The sequence below is a fragment of the uncultured Draconibacterium sp. genome, from assembly GCF_913063105.1.
In the GTDB taxonomy this organism is placed as follows: domain Bacteria; phylum Bacteroidota; class Bacteroidia; order Bacteroidales; family Prolixibacteraceae; genus Draconibacterium.
Map to the genome: position 1 here is coordinate 36,055 of NZ_CAJXYQ010000021.1, position 12,449 is coordinate 48,503.

Annotated in this window: 11 protein-coding genes; 4 read left to right on the plus strand and 7 right to left on the minus strand. The window is 40.9% G+C overall.

The annotated features are described in order from the left end of the window. Position 1: 1 nt before the first annotated feature. The 3 genes from QZ574_RS16925 (at position 2) to ppk2 (ending at position 3,401) form a co-directional block, all read left to right on the plus strand. On the plus strand, positions 2–1,237 hold the full coding sequence (locus QZ574_RS16925; protein ID WP_297091711.1) for an efflux RND transporter periplasmic adaptor subunit: 1,236 nt from the start codon (positions 2–4) through the stop codon (positions 1,235–1,237). A gap of 66 nt (positions 1,238–1,303) precedes the next feature. After that, complete coding sequence (locus QZ574_RS16930) at positions 1,304–2,527, plus strand: hypothetical protein (RefSeq protein WP_297091713.1); 1,224 nt, start codon at positions 1,304–1,306, stop codon at positions 2,525–2,527. A 64-nt stretch (positions 2,528–2,591) separates the two neighbouring features. Next, positions 2,592–3,401, plus strand: a complete 810-nt coding sequence (gene ppk2 / locus QZ574_RS16935; RefSeq protein WP_297091715.1) for a polyphosphate kinase 2 — start codon at positions 2,592–2,594, stop codon at positions 3,399–3,401. 69 nt (positions 3,402–3,470) lie between these two features. Here ppk2 and QZ574_RS16940 read toward each other — a convergent pair whose 3' ends face one another. Further along, on the minus strand, positions 3,471–4,394 hold the full coding sequence (locus QZ574_RS16940; RefSeq protein WP_297091717.1) for a DUF1338 domain-containing protein: 924 nt from the start codon (positions 4,392–4,394) through the stop codon (positions 3,471–3,473). Positions 4,395–4,482: 88 nt separating this feature from the next. Further along, complete coding sequence (locus QZ574_RS16945; protein WP_297091719.1) at positions 4,483–5,400, minus strand: PfkB family carbohydrate kinase; 918 nt, start codon at positions 5,398–5,400, stop codon at positions 4,483–4,485. 176 nt (positions 5,401–5,576) lie between these two features. Between QZ574_RS16945 and QZ574_RS16950 the strand changes: the two genes are divergently transcribed. Next, on the plus strand, positions 5,577–6,194 hold the full coding sequence (locus tag QZ574_RS16950) for an ACP phosphodiesterase (protein WP_297091721.1): 618 nt from the start codon (positions 5,577–5,579) through the stop codon (positions 6,192–6,194). A 17-nt stretch (positions 6,195–6,211) separates the two neighbouring features. On the opposite strand, the gene QZ574_RS16955 is transcribed toward QZ574_RS16950, so the two are convergent. The 5 genes from QZ574_RS16955 to mreC all read right to left on the minus strand — a co-directional run bounded on the left by QZ574_RS16955 (position 6,212) and on the right by mreC (position 12,438). Then, positions 6,212–7,507, minus strand: a complete 1,296-nt coding sequence (locus QZ574_RS16955) for a lysine 2,3-aminomutase (RefSeq protein ID WP_297091723.1) — start codon at positions 7,505–7,507, stop codon at positions 6,212–6,214. A gap of 262 nt (positions 7,508–7,769) precedes the next feature. Beyond that, on the minus strand, positions 7,770–9,197 hold the full coding sequence (gene rodA, locus QZ574_RS16960; RefSeq protein ID WP_297091725.1) for a rod shape-determining protein RodA: 1,428 nt from the start codon (positions 9,195–9,197) through the stop codon (positions 7,770–7,772). Next, positions 9,197–11,014: a penicillin-binding protein 2 gene (mrdA, locus tag QZ574_RS16965; RefSeq protein WP_297091727.1), complete on the minus strand. Its 1,818-nt coding sequence runs from the start codon at positions 11,012–11,014 to the stop codon at positions 9,197–9,199. The genes rodA and mrdA overlap by 1 nt, the downstream gene beginning before the upstream one ends. 91 nt (positions 11,015–11,105) lie before the next feature. Further along, a complete protein-coding gene (locus QZ574_RS16970) occupies positions 11,106–11,609 on the minus strand; it encodes a rod shape-determining protein MreD (protein WP_297091729.1) in 504 nt (167 codons plus the stop codon). Beyond that, positions 11,590–12,438 carry a rod shape-determining protein MreC gene (gene mreC, locus QZ574_RS16975; protein ID WP_297091730.1) on the minus strand — a complete coding sequence of 283 codons (849 nt, stop codon included), beginning with the start codon at positions 12,436–12,438 and terminating at the stop codon, positions 11,590–11,592. The genes QZ574_RS16970 and mreC overlap by 20 nt, the downstream gene beginning before the upstream one ends. Between the last annotated feature and the right edge of the window lie 11 nt (positions 12,439–12,449).

The following is a 12,449-nucleotide window of genomic DNA, read 5'->3' on the forward strand; positions in this document are numbered from 1 at the left end:
GATGGCGGTAAAAAGAAAACATATAATAATTGTTATAGCAGGACTGCTGCTGATAGTAGCAGCGGTGTTTGCCTCCACATTAACCAGCGGCGAATCGGAAAAATATTATGTGGTTGAAAAAGGCCCTTTTGAAGCTACGCTGAGTTGTAACGGAGAAATTAACGGTTTGGTTGCAACCCCAATCCCTATGCCCAAAATACTGGGCGACAGAGACCTGAGGATATGGAACTTGAAAATTCTGAACCTCGCACAAGATGGAAAATACGTCAAAAAGGGCGACTTTATCATGCAGCTTGATGCCAGCCAGATTATTTCCGGTATGCGCGAAGAACAGCAAAAACTGGAAACAGAAGAGGCCGATTTAAAAAATGCCAGGATTGACAGCACTGTACAACTCACGGAACTTCGCGAGGACATAAAAAATGCACACCTTGATCTGGAATACAATAAAATTGATTTGGAACAATCAGTTTACGAATCGGCAGCCTACCAGCGCAAAGCCCAAATGACCTATAAAAAAGCAGAAAACGCGATTGCAAAAAAACAACGCGACTACCTGCTGCGCCAAAACAGATTAAAAATGAAGGTAGGCCGCTCAGAAGAACATGTGGAACGCAGCCGCAAAAGAATAGAAAAATTTCAGGAGGCCATGCGCGCGGCACGTATTACCGCTCCCGAGGATGGTATTGTAATTTTTGGCGAAAACTGGGATGGCACTAAATACAGTAAAGACGGCAATATTTCAACCTGGGCGTTTGGCCCTCCCATTGCTACCTTACCCGATATGTCGAAAGTAATTTCAGAAACATACGTTAAAGAAATTGATATTGCCAAAGTTGAGGTGGGCGATAAGGTAAGGGTATCTTTTGATGCACTTGAAGACGTAGTTATTAATGGTGAAATAAAGACGATTGCCCTTGTTGGCGAAGACCATAAAGATTTTGATATGAAAGTTTTTAAGGTTGTTATTCACTTGGATGAAACCAACCAGGGGCTTAAACCGGCCATGTCGAGCAATAACGAAATAATTCTGGCGAATGAAGCAGAGGCTTTATTTGTTCCGCTAAATGCAGTTCTCAACGAGAACGGGGAAAGCTTCGTTTACCTTGCAACACGCGAAGGCAAACAAAAAACACCGGTTACCACAGGCCTCGAAAACGACAAATTTATTCGCATTAAAAGTGGAATAAAAGCAGGCGACAAAGTAGTTCTTAATCCAACTCCTGAGGCGATTTAAAAAGAAAGTATACCAAAAACAGAAACGGGCTGATAACACAGCCCGTTTTTTCGTTAATTTCGCGCCATGCAAGACAAGCACTATCCCAATATTTTTCTTTTTAATCCTACCTGCGAATATGCTGTGGCAAACGGCAATGCATCGTGGCAAGCCAACAGGCTTTTACAAAAAATGGAAGCCGACATGGCTACACTGCCCTTGTATTTCGCCAATAAAAAAGATATTGTTTTGGTTCCTGAGTTGCCTGATTCAGCGTTTCATTTGCAACTTGAACAGCTGGAAATTGAACCACCCGAATTTGTTGCCGAAAAACATTTACAGGCGAGCCCCATTGCAAACAGTAACGAACTAAGGCCCTGGGGTTGGAGCCCCGCCGTGCATAAACGCCTGGAGCACCTAAAACCAACGTGCGCTGCTGCATTTAAAGCATCTCCGGTTTTTAACTGGAAAACAGACTACCGCGAATTGTACTCGAAAAAATTTGCTCGAAGCATCCTTCATAATCTCGTAAAAACTTACCCCTCGGAACATTTTATTGCCGAAAGCCAGCTAACTGAAGTTTGCACCAGCAGAGAGACCTACCTGGAACTGCTTCAAAAATGGGACAAACTAATGGTAAAAGCTCCCTGGAGCAGCTCCGGACGCGGATTGCAACCCGTTAGGTACACCCCCATACACCCAAAAGTTTGGGACAAGCTGTTAGGCATTATTAAAGATCAGGGATATGCCATTGTAGAGCCATACCTCGATAAAGTTATTGACCTTGCTTTTCAGTTTAAACTAAAAAACAAAAAAGTAAGTTTTATCGGCATCAGTAATTTTTCTACCGATTACAAAGGGCAATACAATGGCAACAGTTTAAACGGGCTTCCTGACTCGCTGCACACCGAGGTAAAACAATTTATTAAATGCTTACCCGAAATTATTCTACCTGGCCTTACCTTCCTGCTAGAACAAAGCAACCTCGCCGAAAGTTATGAAGGCTATTTTGGCGTTGACACGCTTATTTTCAGAGACCAAAACAAGCAATTAAAGGTTAATCCATGTCTCGAAATTAATGTCAGGCACAATATGGGGCTGCTTTCGCTTTACCTTGAAAAATTTATTCATCCCACACAAAAGGGGCGTTTTCTCACCTATTATGATCCGAAAAAGGATTTTGCAAGCTTTTGCAACGAAATGAAAAAAACCTATCCCTTACAACTTACTAATCACAAAATTGTCTCCGGATTTTGCCCCTTAACAGCTTATTCTGCCCACACAAAATTTGGTGCTTACTTATTGGTTTAAAGCGTGACACTTGATTTTAGCTCCTTTTTTTATAACTTTAGGTAAACGAATCAACCAATCAAATATGGAGCAGAAAAACGAAAAATACATCAAAAAAGGAAAGTTATCGAAGAAGTTTTACGAAGCTGAACTAAACCGGCTTCAAATTGAACTGGTACGCTTACAAGAGTGGATAAAATTTAAAGGATTAAAAGTTGTGGTAATTTTTGAAGGCCGCGATGCTGCCGGAAAAGGCGGCACCATAAAGCGGATCATCCAAACCCTGAATCCGCGAATTTGCAGAGTTGTTGCATTGGGTACGCCTACCGAGAGAGAAAAAACACAATGGTATTTTCAACGTTATGCACCACACTTGCCCGCCGCAGGCGAAATGGTGCTCTTCGACCGCAGCTGGTACAACCGCGCCGGCGTAGAAAAAGTTATGGGCTTTTGCAGTAACGACGAATACTGGGAGTTTCTGCGGTCGTGCCCCAATTTTGAACGCATGCTTATCCGCTCGGGTATTATCCTTATAAAATACTGGTTTTCGGTAAGCCAGGACGAACAGGAGAAACGTTTCAGAGCCAGGCTCAACGAACCTACAAAACGTTGGAAACTGAGTCCTATGGATATAAAATCGATGGAAAAATTTGAAGATTATTCAAAAGCAAAAGATGAAATGTTTGCGTACACCGATACAAAAATTAGCCCCTGGTATATGGTTGACGCCGATGATAAAAAACGTGCCCGCCTGAATTGCATCCACCATTTGCTGAAATCAATTCCATACAAAGAACTGGAACAAGAGCCCATTGAGCTTCCGGAGCGCCAGGAGAAAAAAGGATATGTGCGTCCTCCATTGGAAGAAATGACTTATGTTCCTGAGGTATATTAATACCTTCTCAATTAACAAAAACAAAAAAGGGGAGTATTTCTACTCCCCTTTCATTTTCTCCTCCCATCTTTAGTTCTCTCTTGTCCTCGTCATGTCAAACAGGTGTCGTGCCTGTTCGCCAAGAAATCCTGAAAACAATTTCTCCTTCCCATTTTCAATCACTTTGCCACGCTCTGCCAGTTCGTAATAGGCGTAGGTCCAGTTTATTTTTTCAATACCATCGTCGCCTTTAACCTCCACTTCTTCTTTTACAGCCTGGGTGGCCGATTGCCGCAATTTACTTCCCTTCTCTCCTTCCAGCACCTCTTTCATAGGCACTCCGGCGGCGGCTAAACTGTTACATGTACTTTCCAAATCGGGCAATTCATCAACCTGCTGATAATTGATAAAAGCGGTAAAATGATTGACAGAATTACCATGTAACATTACCCAGGCGGCATATTGCGAGATATCGTTAAGTTTTAATACATCATCCTTTTTGGGAATATCCCAGGGGCGACAAAAATACTGTACCAGGTTATGCACCAGGGCTTCACCGGCCAAACGCGGCAGTTCTCCTTTTTCTTTTAAGGTTGCCAAAAGCTCAATACTGCTGTCAGACAATAAATAAGGTGTTTCTTTTACGGTTTGTTTTATGGCTTGTTGCGCCCAGTCCGGAAGTTCTTCTACCTCTAACTGGCTTACAAATATTTTTGGTAGCATCGGGTCGGGATGTTCAAAATGAATGGCTTTTAATTTTTTCTTTTTGAAATCGTATTTCTGCACCGAAACATATTGCAGGCAGCTTAAAATATGCCGGATGGCATTGATGCCCTCGGGCTGTTCGCCAGTGTGGGTATTAAGCGTCCGGAAGGCAATATGATCATTCACCACCTGGCCGCCTTTTTCGGTAATCAATAGCTGATAAACCCGGGCATACGAAACGCGTTGAAGGTAGTTTGCCCATAGCCGTTCGAGCAATGCTTCTGTTATTTCTTTTGCAGTAACTTTCATAATGCAGCTTTTTTATTTTAAACATAAAAAACAGCACTTTGGTTACCTGAAAACAGATGTTTAAAAATATAGGATAATTGAGAAAAAACTATATTGGCAGCTCCAGCTGACTGGCGTTTTTCATAAATGCAAGCACATCTTCTTTGGCAAACAAACTTGTAGCTCCCCGCTTAGTGGTGTTTAATGCCCCTACAGCGTTTCCAAATTTTAGCGCCTCGGCAACCGGCTTACCATTTAGGTAACAATGTAAAAATCCGGCGGCAAATGCCATTCCCGATCCTACATTATCTTTTGCCTCTAAAATATAACCCGGTTCTAAAAACAAACCCTCTTTTGCGTGCAGCGCCAACACCCCGGCACGTCCACGCGTAATTAAAACCACATCTATTTTATACTGGGCTGAAAGAATTCTGGCAAAATCTTCAATATTTTTATAATCGATATCGAGTTTCCCGGCCAAAAAATCAATTTCTTTCTCTTTTATGCGAACAACATGAGCTGCTTTTAACAAACGCTTCACTACTTTTTTACTAAAGAAATGTTCAAACAACTTAAGATCGAAAAAGTGAATGGAATCGGGTGATTCTTTTATTAACTCGCGAAGTGTATTTTTTGAAAGGCCAAAACGTTGTGGTAATAAACCAAATACCAAACAATCGGCCTGCCGAACCAGCTTTAACGCTTCTGCCGAAAACTCAATATGATCAAAAGCAACATCGGGGGCCACATTATAAATGGCTTCGTTGTTTTCAGCAAAACTTACATCTACAGTACCGGTTTTAAATACCTGGTCTATTTGAATGTTTTTATCTGAAATATCCAATTGTTTGAGCATTTCAAGTGCTTCCATCCCCAAATCATCGTCGCCAACACGCGAAAGCAGATAGCCTTCTTCGCCAAGCGAATTGCACCTGAAAACAAAATTAGACGGAGTTCCTCCCAGCACTTTACCATTTGGTAAAATATCCCAAACAAGTTCTCCGAATGCAACAATCTTTTTGGCCATAATTCTACTTTCGGGTGCAAATGTAAACATTAAAAAAAAGCGAACAAACATCTCTTTGCCATGGTTTTATAATACAGAAATTACATTTATCTAATTCTTTGATAACTAACGAATTGTTTGATTAAAAAAATTACTTCAAAAAACAAATTTTCCATCCCTGCGTTTGATTGGTAACCATGAACTATTTGGCACATTTATACTTGTCGGGAGAATCAGAAAAAATTCTGGTTGGAAATTTTATTGGCGATTATGTAAAAGGGAATAAATTTCAGAATTACACTACCAGCATTGCCAAAGGTATTTTACTACATCGGAAAATTGATTCATATACCGACTCGCATGAACTCCAAAAAGAAGCACGCAGCTTTTTTCGAGCCGACTTTGGCCTTTATTCAGGGATTGTGGTTGATTTAATTTACGATCATTTTCTGGCTAAAAACTGGAATCAATATTCGGCTATTCACCTCCAGGTTTTTGCCAGGTATGTGCACGCTGTTTTACTGAGTAATTTTAGAATTCTTCCTCGCCGGGTACAGGGATTTTTACCCTTTCTCATCCAAAATAAACGCTTGCTTTCTTATGCTTCGGTTGAAGGAATAATACAATCGATTGACCTTATGGGCAGGCACTCGAGTCTTCCTGCCAAAGCCGAACAGGTTAAAGCTGTTTTACTAAGAAATTACGCCGAACTTGAAACTAATTTTGCTGCCTTTTTTAATGAGCTGATTGTTTTTGTTATGGAGCAGGAAGAAGCTGTTCAAATAAAAAAACCCGATCTAACGACCGGGCTCTGATATATTTTGTATGGTTTTTATGCAAGCATTTCAAGGAAAGCTTGTTCAAAAAAGAACTTCGACTCTCCAAAGGCAGGTTCCAAATCATCGAGCCAAATGGCATCAGGGTCGTATTTTGCAAAAAACGGACGGCCAACCCAACTCGGGTCTCTCCCCTGAAGGAAGTTTAATACAAACACCTTTTTACCGGCTACCTCGCTAACACCTACAATTTGCACCTTACCCGGGTTGCACGACATGCTTGGCCCCTTTACGGTACGACAAATTCCGCTAACCTGGTTATAGGCACCTTTAAATATTTGCCAGGCCCGATTCAGGCTAACGGCAAAATAATCCTGCGCCCCGGTATTGCGGGCTATAAACATGTAATACGGAATTATTCCTTGCTTTACCTGCTCTCTCCAGTTCTCGGCCCAAATATCACTTCGGTCATTAATATTTTTGAGTAATGGCGACTGCGAACGTATTTGAACGCCGGCTGCAATTAAACGTTTTACAGCTTTTTGTACCGCCTCGGTTTTTAGTTCGCCCGGATGATTAAAATGTGCCATTAAAGCAACATTAATTCCTCTCTTTTTTACTTTCTCGAATAAACGAAGTAAATCATCAGCATCATCATCGGTGGTATATCGGTATGGCCAATAAGCCAATGATTTGGTTCCAATACGAATATTTTTAAGATTGGGCAAATCAGCATCGAGCAAGGCATTAAAGTACGATTCAAAGAATCGCGTTTTCATCACAGCCGGATCGCCTCCTGTAAAAAGAACGTCAGTCACATGCGGATTTGCTTTAAGGTATTCAACCATTGTGTCCGCTTCTTTCATGGCAAACTTAAAATCGTTTAAGGCAAATTGTGGCCAGCGAAAACAAAATGTACAATAGGCATGACACGTTTGTCCCTGCGTGGGGAAAAACAACATGGTTTCTCTGTATTTATGCTGAATACCACTTAATTTCCTGCCATTAAATTCGGGGACATTGCTCTCTTGTCCGGCAGGATTTGGATTTAATTTTAATCGGATTTTTGTTACTTCTTCCTGAATGGTTTTTCGGGGTGCATTTTTCGAAATTAACGAAGCAATTTTATTAAAACTGGCTTCGTCAAGCATTTCTTTTTGAGGAAAATTTAAAATAAAAAACGGATCGCGTTCAAAGTTACTCCAGTCGATCAACTCATCAACCACATAATTATCAGTTTTAAATGGCAATACCGTTCCAACTACCTCAATTTCCAGTTTCTGTTCTTCCGAAAGAAACTCCATTTGCGGAATTTGCCTAAAGTTATGAAGAGAATAAGGTTTATAATTCATCTCATTAAAATTTTTAATGGGATTTTATGCAAGTCGATCTGCAAATTTGAACGCACAATCTTAAAGTATTCGCTGCTCGAATAAATCTGTGGTTCTTCCTCCCATAGGATATTAAAGAACTGTGTTATTTTTTCTGTCTGTTTTCCCTTTTTTTCGTAGAATTCCGTGTACGAAATTCTACCAATTTTTTAAAGCCCCACAAAGGTAAAAAAATGAGGCTAGTAAAAAAATGTTTTAAAAAAGCTTAACATTGACGCGGGTTTTAGCCCGAAAGTTTCTCTAAACGACTTGCATCGAGACGAATAAAAATAAAGAGCAAAATAGTAAACGACCATAAAGAAGAACCGCCGTAGCTAAAAAATGGCAGGGGTATACCAATTACAGGCATCATACCGATTGTCATTCCGATGTTAACCATAAAATGGAAAAATAAGATTACTGCAACCGAGTAGCCATAAATGCGTGAAAAGACCGAGCGTTGCCGCTCGGCAAGCCAAATCAGGCGCATAAATAAAACCAAAAACAGCAAAATAATCGTTACCGATCCGGCAAAGCCCCACTCTTCGCCCACAGTACAAAAAATAAAATCGGTGCTCTGCTCCGGCACAAAATCAAATTTGGTTTGTGTACCTTTTAGGTAACCTTTACCCAACACCCCACCTGATCCGATGGCAATTTTACTTTGGTTAACATGGTAGCCGGCTCCGTGTGGATTGGACTCAATTCCCAGCAACTCGTTAATACGCACCTGGTGGTGAGGTTCCAAAATATTTTCAAATCCATAATCTACCGAAATGGTAAACAAGACAGACCCCAGAAATACAATAGCAATTTTAGTGTAATTGGGAATTTTATTTTTAATACTGGTATAAATTACAAACAACGACCCCACTACAGCTCCGGCAAGAATAAAATGGGCCAGTTCGAATTTTGTTGAGATAAAAAAGCTTAATAGAGTCAAAAGGCCTATTGCCACAGCATAGGTGACAAAAATGTTTAAGAACGGCTTAAACTTAGGATTAAAAATCAGAAACAGAAGCAAAGCAATACCAATCATTACCATTGCCAGTGTAAGGTTTGGCAAGATTAAAGCCAAAACAAAAAGAATAGCTACCAGTGTTCCGAAAAACAGAACAACACCCGAAAGGCCTTCGCGGTACAGCACCAAAACAAACGAGAAGTAAACCAATGCCGAACCGGTATCATTTTGTAATAAAATAAAAACAACCGGTGCTAAAATAATTGCAGCCACCGTTAACAACGACTTGGGAGTTTGCAGTTTAAACCCATGCGTGCTCATGTAACGCGCAAGCGCCAATGCAGTTGCCGATTTTGTAAATTCCGCAGGCTGAAACAATACAGGTCCTATTTCAAACCACGACCGGGCACCGTTTATTTCTTTCCCGACAAAAGGCACAAGAAGTAACAGAAGCATAAAACCCCCATAAATAATGTAGGAGAAAAAAACAAAGAAATTTACTTCCAACAACATTATTACCAAGGCCAAAACCGATGCAGCACCAATCCACATCAATTGTTTTCCGTATTGCTGCGTAATATCGAAAATACTTTGATGCTCGTCGCTGTATAAGGCTGCATAAATATTAAACCACCCCATGAAAATCATGACCAGATAGAGCCCTACTGTCAACCAGTCGATATTTGCTAATATGTTATTTCTTCTTGGCATTAATCTGCTAATTCAGGGTTGTGCGGATCTGTTAATACAGCCTCCATCATTTGTTTTTCGTATACCAGGCGGTTACTGGCAATGGTGTCGTTCAGGTATTTTTCTATAAGTAAACTCGCCATTGGCGCAGCGTAACTTGCACCCCATTTACTGTGCTCAACATAAACGCAGATTGCAATTTTCGGATCTTCTTCCGGCGCAAAAGCAATGTAAGCGCCATGATCGATTCCCTGAGGGTTTTGAATGGTTCCGGTTTTTCCACAATAGCTAATTCCCGGCACAAAACGGTTCAAACGAGCAATCGTAACCTGCCGCATTCCTTCGTAAACCGGTTCAAAATGCCGGGCGTCAATTCCCGTTTCGTGTTTAAACAAAATACTTTGCCGTGTAGTATCATTTTCAACTTGTTTAATTATGTGTGGTTGATAATAATAACCTTTATTGGCAAGTATTGCTGCACAATTTGCCATCTGTATCGGAGTTGTACCCATCTCACCCTGGCCAATAGCAAGCGAACGCACGGTTAGTGCCCGCCACCAGGTGCCGTCAAATTTTTGGTTATAGTATTCAACAGTTGGCCTTAATCCTGGATTTTCGTTATAAAACTCCGTACTAACCCTTTCTCCCAAACCAAACCGTTGCACATATTCGCTCCATGTAGCAAAACCTTCGGTTGTTGAGGGAAATTTATTTATCGTATTCCGAAATGTATTCCATAAAAACGGATTACATGATTCGCGCACCGCATCAACAACACTGGCCGGCGACACATGATCATGTGTACACCTGATGGGCTGCGAAGATTTTCCGTGGCACACTACACGTGTAGAGGTAGTTATAGCCCCTTCCTGTAAACCAATTAAAATATTAAAGGGCTTAAAGGTTGACCCAGGCGGGTAGCGCGCCTGCAACGAACGATCGAACAATGGCATTAAAGTATCGTTTTGCAAACGACTAAAATTGCTGCCCCTTACCCGTCCTACCAAAAGTGCCGGATCGTAGGTTGGTGCACTCAGCATTGCCAGTATTTCGCCACTTGCCGGTTCAATGGCGACAACTGCACCTTTTTTATTCTGAAAAAGTTTTTCAGCATAAACCTGCAAGTCAATATCAATTGTCGATACCAGATTCTTGCCGATTTCTGCCGGTTTATCTTCACGGCCATTTAGGTATGCTCCCTGAATGCGGTTGTGCACATCAACCATATATTTTTTTACGCCTTTTACTCCCCTAAGCTGTTTTTCGTAGGTCTTTTCAATGCCGCTTTGCCCAATGTAATCACCCGATTTATAATAACCATCGCGTTTTATATCGTTTGATGAAACTTCGCCAACATAGCCTAACACATGCGCCGCCACCGGATGTGTGTACTCGCGCAAGGTTCTGGTTTGCGAGTGAAAGCCCTTAAACTTGTACAACTGTTCTTGCAGCACTGCAAAATTTTCGGGCGAAATTTGTTTTACAAGTACCGAAGGTTTATAACGCGAATATTTCTTTGCTTTCGCAATGCCCTCTTCCAATTCGGTGGGCGAAATATCCAATAAATTACAAAGCAGGAGGGTATCAAATTTTTCTACTTCGCGCGGAATAATCAGTAAATCGTAAGCTGTTTTGTTAAAAACCATGAGTTCCCCGTTTCGGTCGTAAACCAATCCGCGAGCCGGGTATTGAACAACCTCGCGCAGCACATTGTTGGTGGCATATTTTTTATAGTCTGAATCCAATACCTGCAGGCGAAACAGGTTTATGGCATAAATCAGCCCCACCACAGCAAATACTGCTGCAACAACATAACTTCTTTTTGATAAATTGTTCATGTACTATTCTCTCTGAACACAAAAAGGTACAGTAATTAATAGGTTCCTGATGGCTAAAGCATCAGTCCGCTGCTCCCTTTTCTCACTTCTGTTAATCGCGAAAAACTATAAACTGGCTTAAAACTATAACAAAAATTGAAAACAGCGAACTTAAAACTATACGATATAAAGTTCCGAATACATTTGCAAGGGTAAATACTTCAATAAAGAAAAGTGCTGTATGATGTAAAACAACCATTATGACCGTATAGTAAAAAAACCAGGCCAATCCATTTTGTTGTAGGCCCGGGTAATCAAGCATGTCTTCCTCGCGGTTAGTAATTGCGCCAATTACCAGGGGCCGCAGAAAAGCAATAAACACCGTTGCAAATGCATGAATTCCCAGTGTATTTGAGAAGATATCGATACAAATGCCAAGCAGGAAACCACCAAATAACAATACATAACGTGGAGCATTTACAGGCAATAACATGATAAACAAGATGTAAATATAAGGGTTAACAAAGCCACTAATTTGCACCTGGTTTAAAAACAGTACTTGCGTAAGCACAAGCACCACAAACATTATTAAATATTTAATTACTTCCCGTCCCATTTTTCACTTCGTCCTCTACCGCTTTTAACTCCTGCTTTTTAACGTTTTCAATTACGTGAACATAACGTATTGATTTAAAATCGACAGCCAGTTGTACGGTTATGTTGTAATAGTTTTCTCCCTGCGGCTTATCAAATTCACTAATCGTTCCAATCAATAAGCCTTCAGGAAAAATTGAAGAATAACCGCTGGTCACAATCGTATCTCCCTGGATTAAGTTTACATGTATTGGAATTTCCTGAAGTTCTGCCTGTCGGTAATTTTCTCCGTTCCAATGTAACGAGCCATAATAACCGGTTTTTTTATGCTTTGCAGAAATACTCCATCTTGGATTAAGCAAAGACAGTCCGGCCGCATACGATTTGGAAACACTGGTAACAACCCCAACAACTCCTTCAGGTGCCAGAATCCCCTGATCGGGTTTAATTCCATCCCTCAGCCCCTTGTCAATAGTAATATAGTTTTGCTGCTTATTAATTGAGTTGTTTATAATCCGTGCTTCTTTATAAATAAAGGAGGAATCTGCTAACTCTTCCGACAAAAACTCTGCTGTTTCGGGCACATTCAGCTCCTGATTTCCTCTACTCAGAAGCGTGCGCAGATGTGCATTTTCTGATGCCAACTGCTGATTAACACGCGAAAGTTCGAAATATTGAAAAACAGAACTGGTAGCATTGTACAAGCCCGCCGAAGCAGCGTTTGCCGAATTAAGAAACCGAGAGCGCTGAAAACTGTTATAACTAAACACCAACACCAACGACACCGCTTCTAAAAACAGAAACAGTAGAAACGCATAATTTCGTACCAGGAATCGAAGGAGACTGCGCATTTATATTTTTA

Coding starts and splice junctions, on each gene's coding strand:
- QZ574_RS16925 (WP_297091711.1), top strand. CDS start 2: ATGGCGGTAAAAAGAAAACATATAATAATTGTTATAGCAGGACTGCTG.
- QZ574_RS16930 (WP_297091713.1), top strand. CDS start 1,304: ATGCAAGACAAGCACTATCCCAATATTTTTCTTTTTAATCCTACCTGC.
- ppk2 (WP_297091715.1), top strand. CDS start 2,592: ATGGAGCAGAAAAACGAAAAATACATCAAAAAAGGAAAGTTATCGAAG.
- QZ574_RS16940 (WP_297091717.1), bottom strand. CDS start 4,394: ATGAAAGTTACTGCAAAAGAAATAACAGAAGCATTGCTCGAACGGCTA.
- QZ574_RS16945 (WP_297091719.1), bottom strand. CDS start 5,400: ATGGCCAAAAAGATTGTTGCATTCGGAGAACTTGTTTGGGATATTTTA.
- QZ574_RS16950 (WP_297091721.1), top strand. CDS start 5,577: ATGAACTATTTGGCACATTTATACTTGTCGGGAGAATCAGAAAAAATT.
- QZ574_RS16955 (WP_297091723.1), bottom strand. CDS start 7,507: ATGAATTATAAACCTTATTCTCTTCATAACTTTAGGCAAATTCCGCAA.
- rodA (WP_297091725.1), bottom strand. CDS start 9,197: ATGCCAAGAAGAAATAACATATTAGCAAATATCGACTGGTTGACAGTA.
- mrdA (WP_297091727.1), bottom strand. CDS start 11,014: ATGAACAATTTATCAAAAAGAAGTTATGTTGTTGCAGCAGTATTTGCT.
- QZ574_RS16970 (WP_297091729.1), bottom strand. CDS start 11,609: ATGGGACGGGAAGTAATTAAATATTTAATAATGTTTGTGGTGCTTGTG.
- mreC (WP_297091730.1), bottom strand. CDS start 12,438: ATGCGCAGTCTCCTTCGATTCCTGGTACGAAATTATGCGTTTCTACTG.